Source organism: Pseudomonas sp. MPFS, assembly GCF_022537035.1.
GTDB classification, from domain to species: domain Bacteria; phylum Pseudomonadota; class Gammaproteobacteria; order Pseudomonadales; family Pseudomonadaceae; genus Aquipseudomonas; species Aquipseudomonas sessilinigenes.
Map to the genome: position 1 here is coordinate 759,536 of NZ_CP066123.1, position 22,488 is coordinate 782,023.

Genomic DNA, 22,488 nt, shown 5'->3' on the forward strand with positions numbered 1-22,488 from the left:
CGGATTATGCAGGCGGCCATTCTAGCGCCGACGGCCGGTGATGCGCACCCAGCCGTCGAGGGTGGCAATCGGGTCCAGATCGAAGTCCTGGGCGTAGGCGGCGGCCACTTCCTCACCTTGTTCAGCGAGGATCCCGGAGAGTGCCAGGCGTCCCCCGGGCTTTACCAGGCTCGACAGTTGCGGAGCCAGGGCAACCAGCGGGCCGGCAAGGATGTTGGCCACCAGCACATCGGCCTGTTGTGGCGGCAGTTGTTCCGGCAGGTACAGCGGGAACAGCTCCTCGGCGATGTGGTTACGCCCGGCGTTGTCGCGGGAGGCTTCCAGGGCCTGGACATCGATATCGGTGCCCACGGCCTGCTTGGCGCCCAGCAGCAGGGCGGCGATGGCCAGGATTCCCGAGCCGCAACCGAAGTCCAGCACGTTGCAGTCGCTCAGATCCTGGCTGTCCAGCCACTCCAGGCACAGGGCGGTGGTCGGGTGGGTGCCGGTGCCGAAGGCCAGGCCCGGGTCCAGCAGCAGGTTGACCGCGTCCGGCTCCGGGGCGTCGTGCCAGCTGGGAACGATCCACAGGCGTCGGCCGAAGCGCATCGGCTGGAAGTTGTCCATCCAGCTGCGTTCCCAGTCCTGGTCCTCGATGACTTCGCTGTGATGCTCCGGTAGCGGGCTACCCGTCAGCAATTGGAGGTGGGCCAGGACGCTGGCGGCTTCGGTGCCGCCCTCGAACAGCGCCAGCAGATGGGTATGGGACCACAGCGGGGTGGTGTTCAATTCAGGCTCGAAGATCGGTTGGTCTTCGGCGTCCATGAAGGTCACCGACACGGCGCCGACTTCCAGCAGCGCGTCTTCGTAGGTCTCGGCCTGTTGCGGGGTGATGGCGAGACGGACTTGTAACCAGGGCATGACGGGACCTCAGAACGCGAAAAAAAGATGAGCCTTTATAGGGGCGGCAAGCTTACTTGAGGTACACAGGCCGCGCCAGCCGGGCTTGGCGTACGTTCCAGGCCGCGATAGGCGAGATGACAAGTACCCGCCCCCAGCAGGGCCGGCACCAGCAGGTTGAGCACCGGTACCAGCGCAATCACGAAGATTAGCAGTCCGAAGGCGGCCATGGCGCCACGTTGCTGCCGGATGGCTTGCAGCTGTTCCTCGCCGCTGGCCAGTCCGGCCAGGGCCGGCGCGCTGAGAAAACGTACATTGAGATAGGCCAGCAGGAGCATCAGCAGCATCCCGTTCACGAACGGGATCAGCAGGCATAGCAGTGGGCCCAGGCCCAGGCTCAGCCAGGGCATCAGGTAGTAGCGGGCACCTCGCAGCATGTTCCCGGGGGCCGGGGTACGGCCCTGCAGGTGCGGATACTGGCGCAAGGCTCGTTGGCGCAGGCTGCCCATCAGCACCCAGCGCAGCATCAGGCGGATGCTCAGGATGATCATGCCGGTGTAGAGGGCGACTATGACTGCGACGGCCAGCAGGCCTGCATAGATCAGCAGGGTGGCCAGTGCCGGGGCGATGGCGCCCATGCCGGCAACGCTGGCTCCGCCGCTACCGCTGATGCCGGGAACGAAGCCGATGACGGCCGCGCCGTAGACGACGAACAGGGAGATCGCGCCGGAGACGATGCTGATGAGCTGGAAGTTGCTGTAGAACGCCCAGGTCCACAGCCCGAATACAATCAGGCAGAGCAGGCTGGAGCGCAGCAGGATGCCAGGGCGCAGGCTGGAACGCAGGGCCAGGGCCAGGCAGGTCAATGCCTCGCCGCAGGCTCGGGTAATGCCCTGGCAGCGGGTTTTCAATGTCATGGGTTGCATCCTGCAAAAATGAGAAAAGGCCGCATGATGCGGCCTTGTCCGGGGTGCTGCGGGCGATCAGTGTTGCTCGGCCAGCTTGTGCTCCAGGTAGTGAATGTTCACTCCCCCTTTGCAGAAGCCTTCGTCGCGGGTCAGGTCGCGGTGCAGCGGGATGTTGGTCTTGATTCCGTCGACGACGATTTCGTCCAGCGCATTGCGCATGCGCGCCATGGCTTCGTCACGGGTTGCCCCGTAGGTGATCAGCTTGCCGATCAACGAATCGTAGTTCGGTGGAACCGCATAACCGCTGTACAGGTGCGAATCGACGCGTACGCCGTTGCCGCCTGGAGCATGGAAATGCTTGACCGTGCCTGGGCTCGGCATGAAGGTTTTCGGGTCTTCGGCGTTGATCCGGCATTCCAGTGCGTGACCGCGGATGACTACGTCGTCCTGGCTGATGGACAGCTTGTTGCCAGCGGCAATGCTGAGCATCTCCTTGACGATGTCGACACCGGTGACCATTTCCGATACCGGGTGCTCGACCTGTACGCGAGTGTTCATCTCGATGAAGTAGAAACGACCGTTCTCGTAGAGGAACTCGAAGGTGCCGGCACCGCGGTAGCCAATGTCGATGCACGCCTTGACGCAGCGGGCGAAGACTTCCTGGCGGGCGGTCTCGTCGATGCCTGGAGCCGGGGCCTCTTCGAGGACCTTCTGGTGACGGCGCTGCAGCGAGCAGTCGCGATCGCCCAGGTGGATGGCGTTGCCCTGGCCGTCGGACAGGACCTGGACTTCCACGTGACGTGGGTTGGTCAGGAACTTCTCCAGGTAGACCATCGGGTTACCGAACGCCGCGCCAGCTTCGGAGCGGGTCAGCTTCGCCGAGGCGATCAGGTCTTCTTCCTTGTGCACCACGCGCATGCCGCGACCACCACCGCCGCCGGCGGCCTTGATGATCACCGGGTAGCCGACTTCACGGCCGATGCGCAGCGCGGTCTCTTCGTCTTCGGGCAGTGGGCCGTCGGAACCTGGGACTGTCGGTACGCCGGCAGCGATCATGGCGTGCTTGGCGGACACCTTGTCGCCCATCAGGCGGATCGTCTCGGCTTTCGGGCCAATGAAGGCGAAGCCGGAGTTCTCCACCTGTTCGGCGAAGTCGGCGTTTTCCGCCAGGAAGCCGTAGCCAGGGTGGATCGCCGTGGCGCCAGTGACTTCAGCGGCCGCGATGATGGCCGGGATGTGCAGGTAGGACTGCGCAGCTTGCGCCGGGCCGATGCACACCGATTCGTCAGCCAGGCCCAGGTGCATCAGCTCCTTGTCGGCCTTGGAGTAGACGGCTACGGTCTTGATCCCCATTTCCTTGCAGGCACGCAGGATCCGCAGGGCGATTTCGCCGCGGTTGGCGATCAGGACTTTTTCCAACTTCGCAGGCTTCATCAAAGACTCTCCGCGGTTCAAACGATGGTGAACAGCGGTTGGTCGTACTCAACCGGCTGGCCGTCTTCGACAAGAATGGATTCGATCACACCGCTGGTTTCAGCTTCGATGTGGTTCATCATCTTCATCGCTTCGACGATGCACAGGGTGTCGCCTTTCTTCACGCTCTGGCCGACTTCAACGAAAGCAGGCGAGGTTGGCGAAGACTTGCGGTAGAAGGTACCGACCATCGGCGAGCGGGCCACGGTGCCGTTCAGGGCAGGTGCGGCGGCAGCGGCAGGTGCGGCAGCGGCAGCAGGAGCGGCGGCCGGGGCAGCCACTGGAGCAGCGGCCACAGGAGCCGGTGCGTAGTATTGCTGGGCTGGAGTCTTGCTGTGACGGCTGATGCGTACGGACTCTTCGCCTTCCTTGATCTCCAGCTCGTCGATGCCGGACTCTTCCAGCAGTTCGATCAGTTTCTTGACTTTACGGATATCCATGAATCATCAACTCCCAGGGGTCGGTCAGGGGCGTTTAACGCTTGTTGTTCAAGCTGTTGCCTGTCTTTCAAGCTGTTCCAGGGCGGCCTCCAGGGCCAGTCGGTAACCGCTGGCGCCAAGGCCGCAGATCACTCCTACAGCGACATCTGAAAAGTAGGAGTGATGGCGGAAAGGTTCGCGTTTGTGCACGTTGGACAAATGCACTTCGATGAATGGGATGCTCACCGCCAGCAACGCGTCACGTAATGCGACGCTTGTATGTGTAAAAGCTGCTGGATTGATCAGGATGAAGTCCACGCCCTCGTCTCGCGCGGCGTGGATACGCTCGATCAATTCGTACTCGGCATTGCTCTGCAAGTACTGCAGGTGATGCCCGGCGGCACGGGCCCGCTGCTCCAGGTCCTGGTTGATCTGGGCCAGGGTGGTTGCGCCATAGACCCCCGGTTCGCGGGTGCCGAGCAGATTCAGGTTGGGGCCGTGGAGAACCAGTAGGGTGGCCATCGGTTGTTCCTTGTTATCGGGGCGGTTGTCAGAACCCGGCGACTATGCCGGAAAGACTTTGTGACTGTCCAGTTCCCAGCAATAGCCAGCACGATGACCGATGTTTGCGCGAAATATATGACTGAGCAATGAAATCCAGTCATTTGCCTGCGCAATACGAGGCGGATGGGGGGATGGTGCCGGTTTCGCCGATGTTGGCGTGACCATGGTGGCAGTCGGGGGCTGCAGATCGTTGCGACCCCAAGGTAGCTGCTGGCCCCGAAGACCAGGGCGCAGCCCGTGGCCGCGGAGCCAGGGTCAGACGCGGAAGGCCTGGACCGCGGTATGCAGTTGTCCGCCCAGGTCCAGCAGGTTCTCGCCCTGGGCCCGGCCTTCGCCAATGCGCAGCAGATTGTCGCCTCCCAACTGATGGATACGCTCACTGTGGTCGCGGATCTCGCTGACGGCGCCACTTTGCTGGGCCGTGACGTCGGCGATCCGCACCGCGGTGTCGGCGATGGTCTGGATCGCCCCGACGATTTCGTCCAGGGCGCCGTCGGCAGCCTGGGCCTGGCTGGCGGTGGCTTCGGCATGCTCGACCTGGGCCCGCATGCCTTGTACCGACTGTTGGGCAGCGCTCTGCAGGCCGGCGATCAGGGTCTGGATCTCTGCCGTGGCGCCGGCGGTGCGCTGGGCCAGGGAGCGTACTTCCTCGGCGACCACGGCAAACCCCCGGCCCATTTCACCGGCCCGGGCCGCTTCGATGGCGGCGTTCAGGGCCAGCAGATTGGTCTGTTCGGCAATCGAGCGGATCACCGTCAGCACGCCGCCGATGGTGGCCGATTCCTGGGCCAGGTGCTCGATCATCTGTGCATTGCCCTGGACTTCCCCGACCAGTGCATGCAAGCCCGTGAGGCTCAGGCCGATGACTGTCTGGCCCTGCTGGACGGCCAGCCCGGCGCTGCGGCTGGCATCGGCGGCCTGGCTGGCATCGCCCGCTACTTGCTGGATCGTCGCTTCCAGCTCGCCAAGGGCGTCGCGGATCTGTGCGGTATCGCCCGCCTGGCGCTCGGCCCCGCTGTGCAGGCCGCTGCTCAGGTCGGCCAGGGCCCGGCTGCTGCCGGCCACCTGTTCGGCGTTCTGGCGAATGGTGCCTACCAGGTCCACCAGGTAGGCCCGCAGGCGGTTGAGGGATTCTTCGATGGCGTGCAGCTCACGGTTGGTCTTGCCCAGCTGGATCGGTTGGCTGAAATCACCCTGGGCCCAGGTCGACAGGGCAGGGGCGAGATTGGTCAGGACCCGTGCCAGCTTGCGCTGCAAGGTGTCGATCACCAGGGCGATCAGCAGGATCAGGCCGATCATCAGGCCTTGCATCAGGCGCACCTCGCCCTGGATCTGTCCATGCTGGGCGCGCACCTCAGGTTCCAGCTCGGCAATCGCCTGGCGCACGGCCGTGATCTTCAGCAGGGTGGCCGCACTCAGGTCGGCGCGCTTCTGGATCTGTTCGCGGGTTCGCGCCAGTTCGGCTGGGTAGCGATTGAGCAGGCTGTTGAGCTCGCGCTTGAGGCCGATGCCGGCGTCTTCAGCAGCGCTTTTCTGGGTGTTTTCCAGGCCCATCATGGCGGCGAAATCATCGGTGCTGGATTCGTTGCTGGCTGCCACGCCCAACAGCGGCAGGGCCTCGATCTGTTCGGCCTGGGCGCGGATGTTGTGCAACTCGCGCTCGACATCGGCCGCCAGTTCGCTGCGCCCGCTGCTGACCAGCTTGTCCCGGGCCAACGAGAGTTTGCCCAGGTGCTGCGAAGCGGCCAGCAGCAGGGGCAGGTAGGCATTGGCCTCGCCGGTCTTGGCACCGCTCGCGTATTGGCTCAGTTGTTCGAGACTGGCGCCCAGCTCGCGTTCGGCCTGCAACAACAGGGCCTGGGGATCGCCCGCCAGCTTGCCGGCGGCCAGCAGGTCGGTCTTGCTGAACTCGTCGAGGCTGGCCAGGCTCGGGCGCAGGCTGTGTGCCAGTTGAGGGGGCAGCTCGGGCAGGGCACCTTGCAGGGCTTCGATGGCTTGGGTGGCGCTGCTCAGGCGCAGGGCGTCGCCGCTGGCCAGGTAATCCTCGATGTTGCGTGCGGCCTGGTTCTGGAACTGTTGGGACAGGCCCAGGTAGCGCTCCATCAAGAGGTAAGGGCGCTCCAGGGCACGTTGCGACCACCAGAGCGTCGCACCCAGGGCCAGGCAGACGGCGACAAGCAATAGCGTATTGAGATTGGTCAGCAGCTTCAGGCGCATCGGGGCTCTACCAACGACTTAAATGGTAAGCGCCTGAATTTATTGCGTTTGTATTACAAGGTTATGACCGAATCGGTGGATTCGGATGAAAAGGTGGCACTTTGACTTGACTGCCGGGCGCTCTGCACCCGGTTGCGCCCGCTGTGCTTGGCACGGTACAGGGCCTCGTCTGCCTGGCTGGCCATCAACAGGCTATCGGAGCCCTCTTCCATCTCGACGACCCCGGCGCTGAAGGTGCACCACAGGTCCTGGGGCTGGGCCGGGTAGTGGATCTCGGCGAAGCGTTGGCGGATTTCGTCCAGTACCTTGCATGCCGCGTCCTGGTCGGTGTCGGGCATGACGATGGCGAACTCCTCGCCGCCGTAGCGGCCGATGAAGTCGGTCTTGCGCAGGCGCTGCTTGAGGAACAGCGCAAGGCTCTTGATGACCCGGTCGCCCATGGGGTGGCCATGGCTGTCGTTGACTCGCTTGAAGTGGTCGATGTCCAGCATGGCGAAGCTCAGCGGCTTGTTTTCGCGACGGGCGCGGAAGCAGCAGTCCTCCAGTAGTTGCAGGATATGGGTGTGGTTGTACAACCCGGTCAGGCTGTCACGGACCATCCTCGCCTTGAGATTGCGGGCCCTGGCAGCGCGGTTGCGTACCGTGGTGATCAGGTGGCGCGGCTTGATGGGCTTGGTGAGGAAGTCGTCACCGCCTTCGCTCATGGCGTCCAGTTGCTTGTCCAGGTCGTCCTCGGCGGACAGGTAGATGATCGGCACGCTGACGTAGCGGTCATTGTGGCGGATCACCTTGGCCAGCTCGGTGCCGGTACAGGCCGGCATGTACATGTCGAGGATGATCAGGTCCGGCTGGAAGTCCGCCAGTTCGGCCATGGCCTGGATCGGTTCGATCAGGGTGCGGGTGACGATCCCGGCGCTGTTGAGCAGGCGCTCGGTGTGCAGCGCCTGGGCCCGGGAGTCATCGATGATCAGCACTTTATAGGGTTCGTACTGGGCCACGCAGGTCAGCACCTCGATCTTCTCCAGCAGGCTGGAGGCTTCCAGGGTGCCGGTGAGGAACTCCTGGCCACCGGCGCGCACCGCGGCCAGGCGGGTCGGGGTATCGGTCTCGTGCAGGCTGAAGAACAACAGCGGCAACTTCTGCTCCAGGCCGACCTGAGCCTCGGCGGCCAGGGTCAGGCCCATGCCGGGACCGCAGAAGTCCACGTCGATGACGATGGCCGCCGGCAAGCGCTCCACCATGGACGAGCGAAAGGCGCCGATGCTGTCCAGGGATTGGGCGCTGAGGCCAAAGAATTCCAGCTGCTTGGCCAGGCGCTCGGCCCGGTCGTGATCCTGCAGCATCACGTAGATCGGCTTGCGCAGCGGCGGCAGGAAGGTCTGTTCCAGTTGGTCGCCATGGCGCAGCCCGGTGCGCGACAGGCGCTGCATCAAGCGATTGAGGTCGGTGATCAGGTGGCTGCTCAGGCGCCCGCGATTGGCGTCCACGGCTTCCAGCGATTGGCTGATGCTACGGGCCAGTTGCGTGTGTTCGGGCTGTTCGAAGCGCTCGGCGAAACGCAGCAGGCGCAGGTTGGCCTCGCAAAGCTCCGACATATCGGTGGATGACCACTCGCTGCGCTGCAGCCGCTGCCATATCTCAAGGATCTGACGTGCCTGATGAATTACCCGCTGGGCAAAGTGGTGCTTGAGGCGCTCACGGCTGGGGTCTTCTGGCTCGGTCATATCCTGACTACTAGTTAGGGTGCATGCTGAGATCGACTGGTGGCTCTATGCTAGCACCACTTTCGAGTCCCATGAGTGTCGTACGTCAATAATGTGCAAAGCGACATGATCGGGTTTTGTACCGACTGCTCGCATAGGCTCTGGAGTGTGCTTCATTTATAGTGGCCGCCTGATTCGCAATCATTGCGCGGCGCGCATTTGCCGGGAGATTTCTCCCGCCAGGGCAAGGCACGATGGAGTAGGGTTGTGGTCGAACCGATGAACCCAAGTGATTGAAAGGATATAGCCATGCTGGATTGGAAGAACCGCGCAGACAGCGCGCCGGAACGTGCAGCCCAACCCAAGTCGGCGACGCGCAGTTATTTCGGTAGCCTGCTGTTCAGTCGTGCCCTGGCTACCTTGCTGGGCCTGTACCTGCTGGTCACCGGAGCCCTGGGCTGGTATTGGAGCCAGGAGCCCGCGCTGTTCCCCGTCCAGCAGAACGCCCAGCTCGCCGCCGAGAAGGAAGGCCGGCAGATGGTGGTGGGCTACACCACCGTGGAAACCCTCAAGACCGTGGTCAGCACCCTGCTCGACAAGCCGGGCGGCTATATCTCCAACGACCGTTTTCCGCCGGGCATCTGGCTGGACAACATGCCCAGCTGGGAATACGGGGTCCTGGTCCAGGTTCGCGACCTGACCCGCGCCTTGCGCAAGGACTTCGCCCGGTCCCAGTCGCAGTCCGCCGAGGACGCCGACCTGGCCAAGGCCGAACCGCGTTTCAACTTCGACAACAAGAGCTGGATCCTGCCCTCCAGCGAGTCGGAATACCTGGAAGGCATCAACTCCCTGAGCCGCTACCAGGCCCGGTTGTCGGACCCCAACCAGAAGACCGCGCAGTTCTATGCCCGTGCCGACAACCTGAACAACTGGCTGGGTGACGTGGGTACGCGCCTGGGCTCGCTGTCCCAGCGGCTGTCGGCCAGCGTCGGGCGGGTCAAGCTCAATACTGCGCTGAAGACCGAAGTCCCGGCTCCGGGCCAGGTTCCGCAGGTGGGCGAGGAAATCGAAGAAACCCCATGGATGCAGATCGACAACGTGTTCTACGAGGCGCGTGGCCAGGCCTGGGCGTTGTCGCACCTGCTGCGGGCGATCGAGGTGGACTTCGCCGACGTGCTGGCGAAGAAGAACGCCACGGTCAGCGTGCGCCAGATCATTCGCGAGCTGGAGGCGTCCCAGGAGACCGTCTGGAGCCCGATGATCCTCAACGGTAACGGCTTCGGTATCCTGGCCAACCACTCGCTGGTCATGGCCAACTATATTTCCCGAGCCAACGCAGCGGTCATCGACTTGCGCCAACTGCTCAACCAGGGCTGATCCATGGTCGCAACCACCAATGAGGCGGCGCACCGCGCCGCCTCCGATGCCGAACAGATCGCCTGGGTCGATGGCGAGGACCAACTGCTGGGCGCCATGGCCCGCTCGGAGCTGCGCGAGCGTGGCCTGATCGGTCGTGGTACCTACATCATGCTGTTCAATTCCGCTGGTGAGTTGTGCGTGCACCGGCGCACCTTGAGCAAGGCCATCTATCCAGGATATTGGGATGTCGCGGCTGGCGGCATGGTCCTGGCCACTGAGAGCTACGCCGAGTCGGCGGCCCGTGAGTTGGAAGAGGAGCTGGGGGTGAGTGGGGTCGAGCTGGCCGCCCACGACCACTTCTTCTTCGAGGACACGGACAACCGCCTGTGGTGCTCGGCCTTCTCCGCGGTATGGGACGGACCGCTGCGCCTGCAGCCGGAAGAGGTGCTGGAAGCGCGCTTCATTCCCCTGGACCAGGTGCTACGGGAAATCCACGAGAAGCCCTATTGCCCGGACTCCCTGGCCGCCTTGCAGCGCTATCTGGCACGACGTCGTTAAAGTTGCATAAATTGACGCCGATTGGCTCTTAGCAAGTCGGCTTTTTGCCGTTACACTGCGCGCCTTTTCAAGCTGAGCCAGCGCTATCCCCGCAAGGGACCTGGCCCAGTAGCGCTGCCCCTGCCTGAGTGGGGCTTCGCGGTCGGTGCACGGTCATGTGCCCCGACCAGTCTTTGTCCTCCCAAGAGGATTGCCGGTGGCCAAAAAAGCCGCATCCTTCGCCGCCCTTGGTGGCCTGGTGTTTTCCACCGACGCAGGTCGACATTGCCCGGACTGTAGCCAGCCGGTGGCCGCCTGTATCTGCAAACAAACCGTGATTCCGGCCGGTGATGGCATCGCCCGTGTGCGTCGCGAAAGCAAAGGTCGTGGCGGCAAGACGGTGACCACCATCACCGGCGTGCCCCTGGCCGAAGACGCCCTCAAGGAACTGGCCACGACGTTGAAGAAACGTTGCGGTACCGGTGGCGCCTTGAAGGACGGTGTCATCGAGATCCAGGGCGACCATGTCGAGCTACTCTTGGCGGAACTGGTCAAGCACGGTTTCAAGGCGAAGAAGTCCGGCGGCTAGCAGCCTCTGTGAAAACCACCTCTGACTGGATGCTGTCCTGATCGATTCAGGACCCTGGCGTCGTCTCCATGGTTTTCACAGAGCCTGTTCAAGAACGGTTTCTAAACTCAGCACTGCATGCGCGGTCTATAGCGCCTGCAGGCTAATCGTCATTTTCATTCTTTAGACTGCGCCGGCCCCGGATCGGGGCGGCGCTCTATGACTTCTTTATAGGGGACTTCGATGTCCGTACGACGCACACGTAAAGACGATGGCAGCCAATGGACAGTTGCGGACAGCCGCAGTGTTTATGGGATTCGCCATTGGGGGGCCGGATATTTCGCGATCAATGACGCCGGTCGCGTCGAAGTTCGCCCGAATGGTCCGAGCAGTTTGCCGATCGATCTGTTCGAACAGGTCCAGGAATTGCGCAAGAGCGGCTTGTCCCTGCCTTTGCTGGTGCGTTTCCCGGATATCCTCCAGGATCGCGTGCGCCAGCTGACCGGTGCCTTCGATGCCAACATCGCGCGCCTGGAATACCAGAGTAAATACACTGCCCTGTACCCGATCAAGGTCAACCAGCAGGAAGCGGTGATCGAGAACATCATCGCCACCCAGAATGTCTCGATCGGCCTGGAAGCCGGCTCCAAGCCCGAGTTGCTGGCGGTCCTGGCCCTGGCACCGAAGGGCGGCACCATCGTTTGCAACGGCTACAAGGACCGTGAGTTCATCCGTCTCGCGCTGATGGGCCAGAAGCTGGGCCACAACGTATTCATCGTCATCGAGAAAGAGTCCGAAGTGGGCCTGGTGATCGAAGAAGCGGCGTCGCTCAAGGTCAAGCCTCAAGTCGGTCTGCGGGTGCGCCTGTCGTCCCTGGCTTCGAGCAAGTGGGCCGACACCGGTGGCGAGAAATCCAAGTTCGGCTTGTCGGCAGCGCAGTTGCTGTCGGTGGTGGAACGCTTCCGTGATGCCGGGCTGGACCAGGGCATTCGCCTGCTGCACTTCCACATGGGGTCGCAGATCGCCAACCTGGCCGACTACCAGCACGGCTTCAAGGAAGCCATCCGCTACTACGGCGAGTTGCGCAACCTCGGCCTGCCGGTCGACCACATCGACGTCGGCGGCGGCCTGGGCGTGGACTACGACGGTACTCACTCGCGTAATGCCAGCTCGATCAACTACGACATGGACGACTACGCCGGCGTGGTGGTGGGCATGCTCAAGGAGTTCTGCGACGCGCAGAGCCTGCCGCATCCGCACATCTTCTCCGAGAGTGGTCGTTCATTGACCGCCCACCACGCCATGCTGGTGGTGCAGGTGACCGACGTCGAGAAGCACAACGACGACGTGCCGGCCATCGAGAACAAGGACGAGTTGCCGGAAACCGTACAGTGGCTGGTGGACCTGCTGGGCCCGACCGACATCGAGATGGTCACCGAGACTTATTGGCGCGCCACCCACTACATGAGCGACGTGGCCGCGCAGTACGCCGACGGCAAGCTGACCCTGGCCGAGAAAGCCCTGGCCGAGCAGTGCTACTTCGCCGTGTGCCGGCGCCTGCACAATTCGCTCAAGGCCCGCCAGCGCTCCCACCGCCAGGTGCTGGACGAACTCAACGACAAGCTCGCCGACAAGTACATCTGCAACTTCTCGGTGTTCCAGAGCCTGCCGGACACCTGGGCCATCGGCCAGGTGCTGCCGATCCTGCCGCTGCATCGCCTGGACGAAGAGCCGCTGCGTCGCGCGGTACTGCAAGACCTGACCTGCGACTCCGACGGCAAGATCAAGCAGTACGTCGACGAGCAGAGCATCGAGACCAGCTTGCCGGTGCACTCGGTCAACGAGGGCGAGGACTACCTGCTGGGTATCTTCCTGGTGGGCGCCTACCAGGAAATCCTCGGCGACATGCACAACCTGTTCGGCGACACCGACTCGGTGAACATCTACCAGCGGGCCAATGGCAGCGTGTACCACGCCGGTATCGAGACCCACGACACCATCGAGGACATGCTGCGCTACGTGCACCTGTCGCCCGAAGAGCTGATGACCCACTACCGCGACAAGGTGGCCAGCGCCCGGATCAGTGCTGCCGAGCGCACCCAGTTCCTGGACGCCCTGCGCCTGGGCCTGACCCGCTCGTCCTACCTGTCGTCCTGACGCCGGAGCATCCCTGGTGATGCCTTCAGGCCAATGAAAAACGCCGTTTCCCTTGCCGGGGAAACGGCGTTTTTCATGCCTGGCGCCTGGCGCTCAATGAGCCTTGGCGAACCAGCCGTTTGTCCGTTCCAGACGCCAAGCGAAGACGCCCAGGGTCAGGCTGCGTAACAGCATGAACAGCAGGAAGCTCAGCCACAGGCCATGATTGCCCAGGCCCTGCAAGGCCCAGGCGCAAGGCAACAGCAGGAGCACGGTGAGCAGCATGCCGTTGCGCATCTCCCGCGCTCGGGTCGCACCGATGAACAGCCCGTCCAGCAGGTAGCTCCAGACCGCGATCAGCGGCAGTACGGCAAGGTAGGGCAGGTAGGTGAAGGCCGTCTGGCGTACGTCGGCGATATCGGTCTGCATCTCGATGAACAGGTGGCCCGCCAAGAGAAACAGCGCTGTGAATCCCAGGCTGGCCAGTAGCGACCAGCCTCCGGCGACCACCAGGGAACGGCGCAGGGCCCGATGATCACGGGCGCCGATGGCGTGGCCGCACAGGGCTTCCACCGCATGGGCCAGGCCATCCAGGGCATGGGCGGTGAGCAAGAGGCCGTTGAGCAGCAAGGCGTTGGCCGCCACCGTGGCATCGCCCAGGCGGGCGCCTTGCACGGTGATCAGGAAAAATACCGATTGCAGGGCCAGGCTGCGGATGAAGATATCGCGATTCACCGCCAGCAGCGGACGCCAGCTCTGCCAGCGGCGCAGGGCCGCCCAGACGATCTGTCCTGGATAGGCGCGCAGGGCCGGACGGGTCATGGCCAGGCCCACCAGGGCCCCGGTCCACTCGGCGAGCACCGAGGCCCGGGCCGAACCCACCACGCCCCATTCCAGGCCAAGGACGAACCACAGGTTCAGGGCGATGTTCACCAGGTTGGTGCTGAGCAGGATGGCCAGGGGGGGCCGGGCGTTCTGGGTACCGAGGAACCAGCCCACCAGGGCGAAGCTGGCCAGGGCCGCGGGCAGGCCCAGCAGGCGGGTATGGAAGAAGGCCCGGGTCATCTGGTCCAGGTCCGCCGAGGGTTGCATCAGGTGCAATGCGGCGCCGCTGAGGGGCACGCCGATGATCCCCAGCAGCAGGGCCAGGCCCAGCGCCAGCAACAAGCCCTGGAGCAGGACTTGCCGCAGCGCGGCACCGTCGCCGCGGCCGGCGGCCTGGGCGGCGAAGCCGGTGGCCCCCATGCGCAGGAAACCCATGGCCCAGGCCAGGAAGGTATAGAGGCTGGCACCCACCGCCACCGCCCCCAGTTGATGGGCGTGGGGCAGGTGGCCGATCACGGTGCTGTCCACCAGGGCGACCAGGGGCACGGAAATGTTCGACAGGATCATCGGCGCGGCCAGGGCCCAGACGCGACGATGGGTGGGGCGGTGACGCCAATCGGTGATCAGGGGGGACATGCGGGCTCCTTGCGAGAGCCGGCATTGTAGCGTCGCTATACGGCGCCGCCGAGGCCCGGAAGGGGTGGGGCAAGAACCTGCAGGGTCAATGGATGATCCAGCTCAGCAGCCAGAGGCCGATGACCAGCCAGATGAGCCCGAGGATGATCGAGGCGCGCATGAAGGCGCGGATGGCCGAGTAGAGGAACATCAGGCCGATGAGCAGGGTGATGATGCTGATGATCGAGGTGTCCATGCCCAGCGCGCGGGACAGGCCATCGACAAAGTTGCCGCCGGCGTGGGTCAGGGTATTGAACAACCCGCTGAGCAGGTCGACGATGAAGCGGATGACCGAGCCGATGGCCTGGCCAAGCCATTCGAAGAAGCTTTCTACCTGCATGTGCATATCCTGATGAAAGATGAGCCGGTCACCCGGGAGCAACCTTGGGCCGCCAACGAGGGCGATGAGTTCCCCATCAGCATAGAAGCTGTCGGGTGCCGCACATTCTGGAGCACCCCGCTTGCCGGCGAAAGCGCTCTTGCGTCCCACGGCCAACCCCCGGAAGCTATACGCCTTCAGGAGACCTCGATGAACCTAGACCAACTGACCCAACGCTTGCATGCCATTCGTGACCACAACGACTGGCGGCAATTTCACAGCCCCAAGAACCTGGCCATGGCGGCCAGTGTCGAGATGGCCGAACTGGTGGAGATCTTCCAGTGGCTGACCGAGGACCAGTCGCGGCAGCTGCCGGCGGACAAGCTGGCCCATGCCGGGCAGGAAGTGGGCGATATCGTCCTTTACCTGTTGTTGCTGTGCAGCGAACTGGGGCTGGACATGGATCAGGTGGTGCGCAGCAAGCTGGCGGACAGCGAACGGCGGTTCTGCTCATGAGCGACCGGCACTTCGACCAGTTGGCGACACGTTTCGCCGAGAAGATCTATGGCGGCGCCAAGGGGGCGATCCGTCTCGCGGTGCTCCAGGCCGATCTCAAGGAGGCCCTGCCCGAGCGCCCGTTGCGGGTGCTGGATATTGGTGCGGGCCTGGGGCACATGTCCTTGTGGCTGGCACAGCATGGGCACCAGGTGACGTTGGCCGAACCAGCCGCCCCCATGCTCGATGGGGCCCGCCAGCGGTTTGCCGACGCCGGGCATCAGGCGACCTTCATCCAGGCGCCCTGGCAGGAGCTGCTGGGACAACTGACCGAACCCTATGACCTGGTGCTGTGCCATGCGGTGCTGGAGTGGTTGGCCGAACCCCACGCGATCCTGCCGGTACTGCATCAGTTGACGGCTGCCGGAGGCTGGTTGTCGCTGGCCTTCTACAACCGCGATGCGCTGGTCTATCGCAACTTGCTCAAGGGGCACTTTCGCAAGTTGCGCAAGAATGACATGGCGGGTGAAAAACAGAGCCTGACTCCGCAACAACCGCTTGATCCTCGCGTGCTGGCGGCGCAACTTGATGGCAAGTGGCAAGTCGAAACCCAAAGCGGGGTGCGGGTATTCCACGACTATATGCCCGTGGAGTTCCAGTCCCGTGCCGAGCTCACGGATCTGCTGGAGATGGAGCTGGCTCACCGCCGACACCCAAGTTTCGCCGGGCTTGGGCGTTATCTGCATTGGCTGTGCCGGCCGGTCTGACGGAGTACTCGATGAAACGCCGCCTGGGTTTGATCCTCTTGTGTTCGGGGCTCGCCGCCTGCCAGGGCAGCAACCCCTATGTCGCCAGTTCCAGGCCCTTGCCACCGGCGCCAGCCCAGGCGGTCGGTACCTTCGACCGCAGCGCCTATCCGGCACCGCCCCGGGACTATGGACGCTATCGCAGCTGGGCCTGGCTCAATGGCCGCTTGCCCGCGGGCACGGCCTGGGCCGATTCGGCGCAGGTCGCCGAAGTCGTCGGCGATGCCCTGGACCAGCGCGGCCTGCGTCCATTGCATGACAACCGGCCCGCCGACCTGTGGGTCAGCGCCGACCTGCACCTGGAGAAGCGCTTGCGCCAGGTCCAGGAGGACTACGGCTATGGCGGTGGATATGGCTACGGCCGCTACAACCGCTACGGGCCGGGTTATGGCATGTATGGCAGCGCGCCCATAGTGCGCACTTATGAAGTGGAAGTCGTCGTGGTACGGGTCGACCTGTTCGATGCCGGCAATGGCCAGCCGGTATGGAGCGCCAGCGCCGAGACCAGCAGCCGAGGCACCCTGGGCGAGCGTGCCGATGCGCTGCGCGAAGCCGTGCACAAGGCCCTGGCTGCTTATCCTCCCAGTTAGTCCTTTACCTGGAGAAACGCCATGTTCCATCGAATTGCATTACTGGTGTGTATCGCCTTGCTCAGTGCCTGTGCCACCGACCAGGTCAATCACGACTTCGATGCCAGCAGGGATTTTGGCGCCTACCGCAGCTGGAGCTGGAAGGAGCCAGCCCTGCAATACCGTCCCAATGATCCGCGGATCGAAAGCGACCTGACCGAGCAGCGCATCCGCCAGGCCGTAGCCGAGCAGCTGGACCAGCGTGGCCTGCGCCCGGCCCCGGCGGGCGGGCGCGCCGACCTGAACGTACAGGCCTACCTGATCGTCGAGGACCGCCAGCAGCAGGTCACCACCCACTACGGTGGTGGCTGGGGTGGCCCGTGGAATGGCTATTGGGGCGGTCCGATGTACAACGAGACACGCAACATCACCTACAAGGTGGCGACCATCCAGATCGACCTGCTCGATGGCAAGGACGGCAAGCTGGTGTGGCGCGGCAGCGACGAGCAACTGCTCAGCAGTTCGCCCAAGCCCGCCGATCGCAGTGCCGCTGTGCGTGCCACGGTGACGCATATCCTGCAGAACTATCCACCACGCTAGTTCCTGCAAGGGCGCTCGATTCGCCCAGCCGCCGGGTCCGGGCGGCTGGGCGAACCGCCGTCAGTCAGCCGAGCTGGCACCCTGCCAGCGTCGCGGCAGGCTCTTGACTACACTGCTGGCATCGATGGAGATAGCGCTCGGCCTGCGCGCCGGTAAAGGAGTGCCTCGATGTCTCCCCTCAAGCGGTTTTCCGGTCCGGCTCGCCAGCGCGGGGCCATTGGCCTGATGGCAGCGGTCACCCTGGGCCTGGCGTTGCTGTTGATGTTGCTGGTGGTGGATAGCGGTCGGTTGTACCTGGAGCAGCGCCGGTTGCAGCGGGTTGCCGACACCGCGGCCCTGGAAGCCGTCAGCCGTGGCGGCACTTGCCAGGCGGGCCTGACGGCCGCTGCCTATGCCGGGCAGAGTGCGGCCCGCAACGGCTTCAGCGTGGCGCCGGGCAGTACCCTGGCCGCCAGCTGCGGGTTCCTGACGACCGGCGCCAACAACCTGCGCAGTTTCAATGTCGACCCTACGCAATCGGCCGCTGTGCGAGTGGTGGTCAGCAATACCGTGCCCATCAGCGTGGCGGCGGGTATTGTCGCTCTGTTTTCCCCGGGGCCGACCAACCTCACCACCCCGTTGAGCGCCACGGCGGTCGCCGCGGCGCCCTTGCCGACCGTGGCGCAACTGAGCATCCAGAGCACCCTGGGGACGGTCAGTACCGCGCAGTCGAGCATTCTCAACCCATTGGTGGGAGGCCTGCTGGGAGGCAGCCTGACCCTCAGTGCGGCAGGCTGGAACGGCTTGCTCAATACCAACATCAACTTGCTCAGCTATCTGAACCAGTTGGCGATCAACCTCAATGTGGCGGCGGGCAACTACACCCAGTTGCTCAATACCACCACGACCCTGACTCAGCTGATCCAGGCGGCCATCACCGTGGTCCAGGCCAATGGCGCCACGGCCGACATACTCACGGCCCTGGGCAACCTGCAGATCGCCGCTCTGAATGCGGTACCGCTGAAGCTGGGGGACATCCTGCAATTGCAAACCGGACTGCCCACTACCGCCCTGGATGCCAGCGTGCAGTTGTTCCAGTTGCTGCAGGCAATGATCCAGCTGTCCAACAGCAATAGCGCGGTGGCGGCGACGGTGCCTGCAAATATCCTGGGGCTTGCAAGCGTAACTGTACGGGTCAAGGTCATTGAACCTCCGCAACTCTCAGCTATTGGCGATCCTCGTCTCGCGGCGGCTGATCCGCTGGGACCCAACCGTATTTACGTACGCACAGCTCAAGTGCGTACATTGGTCTCGGTGAATCTGACCGGTCTTTCCGGTGTGACTGGGCTGACCAATGCGTTGCTTGGTCTGGTGGGGTCGTTGACGCCTACACTCAATAGCCTGCTCAGCCTTAACCTTGCAGCGACGATCAACTCCGTGGGGTGCTTGCTGGGAGCAGGGTGTGAACAAGTTGATCCGGAGTTGTTGCCCTCGCCGGAGATCGATATCAACCTAGAACTGGGTGGCGCCAAGGCCTATGTCACCAATTACAGCTGCCCAGCGGGGAGTAGCGGAACTAAGAGCCTGACGGTGCATAGCGAGTCGTCTATTGCTGATATCAAGATCGGCCAGATTGATCCCAACACCACATTCTCATCCTCTACGGAGCCAGTGGTTAAACCGCTGCCGATCATTGATCTGGGGATCTGGACCTGCCACAAAATACTTGGAATTGGCAGCTGTGGTCCGGCCCGTACGGCCTTTGCGGCAGGCGGGATAGGGCTTAAGGTCGACAGTTCTGTGGGACTGAGCCAGACGGGGTCGAACGTAGGACGAGACCTGGTTTTTTCCAGCTCGGCCTCGCCATTTCCTATTCCTCCGAATGTGAAGCAACCATCGGCGTATCAAAATGCAGCTCCGACAACCAACATCGTCAATAGCCTTGCTGGCACGATTACTGGAGTGAGCCTGGATGTTTACCAGCCAGTCAGTAGCAATCCTCTGGGGGCTGTAGTTGCAGGGGTTGGTAACTTGATCAATGGTGTCACGGGCCTCATCACGCCATTGATCAGCAACCTGCTGAGTCCGTTGCTGGACCCGCTGCTGAACAACCTGCTATCGGCCCTTGGCATCAACCTCATGGATGTCGAGGTCGGTGCCAACATGACCTGTGGCGACACCGGCAAGGCCTACCTGGTGATCTGATCCGCCGGGACTATCGGTAGCTCGATGCAGAAGCGCGCGCCCTCCTGGCCGTTGCTGACACTGAGGCGGCCTCCCATGTTCTCGATGATGCCGTAGCTCACCGACAGCCCGAGCCCGGTGCCCACGCCCACGGGTTTGGTGGTGAAGAAGGGTTCGAAGATCCGCTCCAGCAACCGTGGGTCGATCCCGCCCCCGTTGTCCTCGACCCACAGGCGTACCCGTTGCTCGTCGTGCTGGCCATGGATGGCGATCCAGGGCTTGAAGTCATTCTGGGCCTCGCGTTTTTCCAGCAGGGCGTCCCGGGCATTCACCAGCAGGTTGATCAGGACCTGTTCCAGCTGGTCGACGAAACCCATGACCTGGACCTCGAAGCCCAGTTCGCTGATCCGCAGGTCCAGGCCCTTGCCGCGCATGCCTTCGGCCATCAGCGACAGGGTGCCCTCGATGGCCTGGGCCGGGTTGAAGGGTCTCTGCTCGACTTCCGAACGCCGGCCGAATACCCGCATGTGATCCACCACCCTCGCTGCCCGCTGGACCTGGGCATCGATGCGGTTGAGCTTGTCGGTCAGGTAGTCGATCTGGATATCGCCGTTACCCAGGCGCTTGAGGACGTTGACGATGGCCATGCGCATCACGTTCAGCGGCTGGTTGATCTCGTGGGCCAGCCCGGTGGCCATTTCCCCGAGGGTCGCCATCTTCGCGCTTTGCGTGAGCTGTTGCTGGGAGCGCCGGACTTCGGTGTTGTCGCGGCCTACGGCCTGGATCTCCAGCAGTTGCCCTTGCTCGTCGAACACTCCGCGATCGGACCACACCCACCAGGCATGTTCACGCCCGGGCAATTGCAGGCTGATTTCAGCGGTACTCACCGGGAACTCCGGGCTCAGCAGTTTGAGTCGGCGCTCGAAGCCTTCGCGCTGCTCGGCCGACAACCACTGCCCGAGGTTGCTGCCGGGCAGGTCTTGGGCGGCACATTCCAGGTAGGCCGCCAGCGGTCGGTTGCCAAAGGTCAGGGTCAGGTCCGGGCGGTAGCGGCAGATCATCGCTGGCGAGTCCTCCACCAGAATCCGGTAACGCTCCTCGCTCTGGCGTACCTGCTCGGCGGCCAGGGTCGCCTCGGTGACATCCAGCCACAGGCCGACGGCCTCCACTGGCAAGCCCAGGTCGTTGCGCAGCAGCCTGGCCTCGTCCAGCACCCAATGGAAATTGCCTTGGCGGTCCTGCAGGCGGTAGCGGCTATGGACGCTGCCTTCGCGCAGCAACTGCCGGCAGCGTTGGAAGTACAGGTCGCGGTCATCGGGATGGATCCATTGCACCCACTGGCCGTCGTTGCAGTCCTCCAGGGTCCAGCCCAGCAGTGGTTGCAGGCTGGCGCTGAAGAAGCTGGGCAATAGCGCCCCTTCGACATAACGCTGGACGTAGATCACTGCAGGCGAGCTGGCGATCAGGTTGTCCAGCCGGGCGTGGGCTGCCGCGGCCTGTTGTTGCTGGTTCTTGATATCGCTGATGTCCAGCATGAAGCCCACCAACCGCTGTTGCGCCCCGCGGCCCAGAGCCTGGCCCTGCAAGCGGTACCAGCGGGTGGCGACGCCTGGCTCGCTCTGGTGCAGGCGCACGCAGAGCAGCAGCGGCTTGCCCAGTTTCAGCTCCTGCAAGCGGCTGGCGAGTTCAGCGCGATCGGCTGGATGCATCAGCTCCAGCCAGGCCTCGACACCCAGGCGGGTATGCCCTTCGGGCAGGTCCAGGCTGGCGGCCAATTGACTGGCCAACTGGACCTCGGCGGTGTCCGCCAGCAGTTCCCACCAACCCGCGCCCAGCAGTCCCTGCAAGGCATCCAGGCGCTCCATCTGCAAGTGATTGCGGTACTCGCGCAAGCGCCCCAGCAAGGGGCCGGCCAAGGCTGCGGCCAGCATCAGCCAGTCGCGCTCGAGCAGGCCAGGGGCATGCTGCTGCACCGGGTAGTCGCCACACAGCAACCAGGCGGCGACGCCATGATCGTCGCGGTAGGGCACCAGGAGCCCCTCGCGGTGGGCGAAGATTCCTTGCAAGCGTGGGTGTTCGTTGAGCCCATGGATCTGGTTCAGGCGCAGTACGGTGTTGCCGCCTAGGCTGTCCAGGCCACTGCCCAGGGTCTGGCCGTCGTGCCAGAACCGGGGCGCGTCATGGGCGTGATAGCAGCACTGGATCATCCAGCCCTGCTCCTGTTCGTCCAGCAAGGCCAGGCCGACGCAGGGTATGCGCCAGCAACGTGCGAGGTCGCCCAGTGCATCGTGCAGTACCTCTTGCAGGCGCGACAGGGTGCACAGGCGCAATTGTTCGCTGACCTGGGCTGCCAGCACCTGGCATTGCTCGCGGTTGAGGGTTTGCTGGCGCTGCTGGACCAGGTCACCGATGTCCAGCAGATGCAGGAGCCATTGCTCGCCCTGTCGCTGGACTCCACCGCGCAAGTACAGGGTCTTGCCGGCCAGGCCACGCAGTTGCAGGTCCAGTACTTGCCCGCTCCAGTCTGCAGGGCGGCCTTCCAGGGCCTGGGTGCTACCGGGCACTACGTAGTCGACCAGGTCGCAAGGTTCGGCGCTGGGCGGCAACTGGGGCAGGGCATGGCGCAGTTGCCCACTGCTGGCGAGGATCCGTCCCTGCTCATCCAGCACCAGCAGCAAGCCGATGCCCTGGAGCGCCTCGACTGGCGGGCGTCCTTCGCTCGATTGTGACGGGCGCGCGAGGAAACGCCCGAAAAGCTTGTCGCCAGGGTTCAAAATTGCAGGCTCGACTGGACGCTGAGGTTGTCGGGCAGGTTGGGCACCGGGCCGATCACTGGCAAGACCAGCTGGGGCACTACCCGGGTCAGCTTGCTGGTGGAGTAGTTCACCGTCACCGTCAGCACGCCGCTGTTGTAGACCGAGGAGTAGTCGGTGCTGGTGAAGTTGAAAGGCGCCGGAATCCACCCGGTCTGGGCTTGCACCACGCTGTTGGCGATGTTCTGTACCGTGGTGCCATAGTTGGGCGTGTTGGGGTCGACCTTCAGGGCCTGGCGCAGAGCCTCGGCGGTGGCCTGGTGGAAGGATTGCATCATCAAGAGCGGCACGCTGTAGCTGACCAGGCCGTAGAACACCGCGAAAAAGATCACGAAGACCACCGCGAATTCGATCGCTACGGCGCCTTTCTGCTTTCTAGGGAGGCCCAGTTTCATGAGTGCGTCTACCCTGACAACCACTATGTCCATTGAGCATAGGATCATTCCGCTGAAAGGGACTG

20 protein-coding genes are annotated in these 22,488 nt (G+C 63.6%); 9 read left to right on the plus strand and 11 right to left on the minus strand.

Going from position 1 to position 22,488, the window contains the following annotated elements; translation table 11 throughout:
* Positions 1–21: 21 nt before the first annotated feature.
* The 7 genes from prmA to I9018_RS03355 all read right to left on the minus strand — a co-directional run bounded on the left by prmA (position 22) and on the right by I9018_RS03355 (position 8,184).
* The gene (gene prmA, locus I9018_RS03325) at positions 22–900 is read right to left on the minus strand and encodes a 50S ribosomal protein L11 methyltransferase (protein WP_068577175.1); all 879 of its coding nucleotides are present in this window, start codon (positions 898–900) and stop codon (positions 22–24) included.
* Positions 901–935: 35 nt separating this feature from the next.
* The gene (locus I9018_RS03330) at positions 936–1,796 is read right to left on the minus strand and encodes an EI24 domain-containing protein (RefSeq protein ID WP_241108730.1); all 861 of its coding nucleotides are present in this window, start codon (positions 1,794–1,796) and stop codon (positions 936–938) included.
* A gap of 66 nt (positions 1,797–1,862) precedes the next feature.
* A complete protein-coding gene (gene accC, locus I9018_RS03335; protein ID WP_124345653.1) occupies positions 1,863–3,221 on the minus strand; it encodes an acetyl-CoA carboxylase biotin carboxylase subunit in 1,359 nt (452 codons plus the stop codon).
* Positions 3,222–3,238: 17 nt separating this feature from the next.
* Positions 3,239–3,700 carry an acetyl-CoA carboxylase biotin carboxyl carrier protein gene (gene accB / locus I9018_RS03340; RefSeq protein ID WP_068577169.1) on the minus strand — a complete coding sequence of 154 codons (462 nt, stop codon included), beginning with the start codon at positions 3,698–3,700 and terminating at the stop codon, positions 3,239–3,241.
* Between the two features lie 48 nt (positions 3,701–3,748).
* Positions 3,749–4,201, minus strand: coding sequence for a type II 3-dehydroquinate dehydratase (gene aroQ, locus I9018_RS03345; RefSeq protein WP_068577167.1), 453 nt, complete (start codon positions 4,199–4,201; stop codon positions 3,749–3,751).
* Positions 4,202–4,498: 297 nt separating this feature from the next.
* Positions 4,499–6,460 (minus strand): methyl-accepting chemotaxis protein, encoded by a 1,962-nt coding sequence (locus I9018_RS03350; protein ID WP_068577166.1) that lies wholly within the window; start codon positions 6,458–6,460, stop codon positions 4,499–4,501.
* A 53-nt stretch (positions 6,461–6,513) separates the two neighbouring features.
* Positions 6,514–8,184, minus strand: coding sequence for a PleD family two-component system response regulator (locus I9018_RS03355; protein ID WP_068577164.1), 1,671 nt, complete (start codon positions 8,182–8,184; stop codon positions 6,514–6,516).
* 288 nt (positions 8,185–8,472) lie between these two features.
* On the opposite strand from I9018_RS03355, the gene I9018_RS03360 reads away from it, so the two are divergent.
* The 4 genes from I9018_RS03360 to speA all read left to right on the plus strand — a co-directional run bounded on the left by I9018_RS03360 (position 8,473) and on the right by speA (position 12,784).
* Positions 8,473–9,540, plus strand: a complete 1,068-nt coding sequence (locus I9018_RS03360) for a DUF2333 family protein (RefSeq protein WP_241108731.1) — start codon at positions 8,473–8,475, stop codon at positions 9,538–9,540.
* Between the two features lie 3 nt (positions 9,541–9,543).
* A complete protein-coding gene (locus tag I9018_RS03365; protein ID WP_068577162.1) occupies positions 9,544–10,080 on the plus strand; it encodes an NUDIX hydrolase in 537 nt (178 codons plus the stop codon).
* Positions 10,081–10,276: 196 nt separating this feature from the next.
* Positions 10,277–10,648, plus strand: coding sequence for a translation initiation factor Sui1 (locus tag I9018_RS03370; RefSeq protein ID WP_015634001.1), 372 nt, complete (start codon positions 10,277–10,279; stop codon positions 10,646–10,648).
* 222 nt (positions 10,649–10,870) lie between these two features.
* On the plus strand, positions 10,871–12,784 hold the full coding sequence (gene speA, locus I9018_RS03375) for an arginine decarboxylase (protein ID WP_068577161.1): 1,914 nt from the start codon (positions 10,871–10,873) through the stop codon (positions 12,782–12,784).
* Positions 12,785–12,877: 93 nt separating this feature from the next.
* Here the strand turns inward: speA and I9018_RS03380 are convergent, their stop codons facing one another.
* Entirely contained in the window at positions 12,878–14,224 is a 1,347-nt protein-coding gene (locus I9018_RS03380; RefSeq protein ID WP_241108732.1) for an MATE family efflux transporter, read from the minus strand.
* An 85-nt stretch (positions 14,225–14,309) separates the two neighbouring features.
* Positions 14,310–14,603 (minus strand): hypothetical protein, encoded by a 294-nt coding sequence (locus tag I9018_RS03385; protein WP_068577157.1) that lies wholly within the window; start codon positions 14,601–14,603, stop codon positions 14,310–14,312.
* 189 nt (positions 14,604–14,792) lie between these two features.
* On the opposite strand from I9018_RS03385, the gene I9018_RS03390 reads away from it, so the two are divergent.
* The 5 genes from I9018_RS03390 to I9018_RS03410 all read left to right on the plus strand — a co-directional run bounded on the left by I9018_RS03390 (position 14,793) and on the right by I9018_RS03410 (position 19,236).
* Positions 14,793–15,098, plus strand: coding sequence for a MazG-like family protein (locus I9018_RS03390; protein ID WP_068577155.1), 306 nt, complete (start codon positions 14,793–14,795; stop codon positions 15,096–15,098).
* On the plus strand, positions 15,095–15,844 hold the full coding sequence (locus I9018_RS03395) for a methyltransferase (protein WP_241108733.1): 750 nt from the start codon (positions 15,095–15,097) through the stop codon (positions 15,842–15,844). Before I9018_RS03390 ends, I9018_RS03395 begins: the two co-directional genes overlap by 4 nt.
* A gap of 11 nt (positions 15,845–15,855) precedes the next feature.
* On the plus strand, positions 15,856–16,473 hold the full coding sequence (locus I9018_RS03400) for a DUF4136 domain-containing protein (protein ID WP_241108734.1): 618 nt from the start codon (positions 15,856–15,858) through the stop codon (positions 16,471–16,473).
* Positions 16,474–16,494: 21 nt separating this feature from the next.
* Complete coding sequence (locus I9018_RS03405) at positions 16,495–17,052, plus strand: DUF4136 domain-containing protein (protein ID WP_241108735.1); 558 nt, start codon at positions 16,495–16,497, stop codon at positions 17,050–17,052.
* 168 nt (positions 17,053–17,220) lie between these two features.
* On the plus strand, positions 17,221–19,236 hold the full coding sequence (locus I9018_RS03410; RefSeq protein WP_241108736.1) for a pilus assembly protein TadG-related protein: 2,016 nt from the start codon (positions 17,221–17,223) through the stop codon (positions 19,234–19,236).
* Here I9018_RS03410 and I9018_RS03415 read toward each other — a convergent pair.
* Positions 19,221–21,989, minus strand: a complete 2,769-nt coding sequence (locus tag I9018_RS03415; RefSeq protein WP_241108737.1) for a PAS domain-containing sensor histidine kinase — start codon at positions 21,987–21,989, stop codon at positions 19,221–19,223. The two genes, I9018_RS03410 and I9018_RS03415, sit on opposite strands and share 16 nt — an antisense overlap.
* Positions 21,986–22,423: a TadE/TadG family type IV pilus assembly protein gene (locus tag I9018_RS03420; RefSeq protein ID WP_068577145.1), complete on the minus strand. Its 438-nt coding sequence runs from the start codon at positions 22,421–22,423 to the stop codon at positions 21,986–21,988. Before I9018_RS03420 ends, I9018_RS03415 begins: the two co-directional genes overlap by 4 nt.
* Between the last annotated feature and the right edge of the window lie 65 nt (positions 22,424–22,488).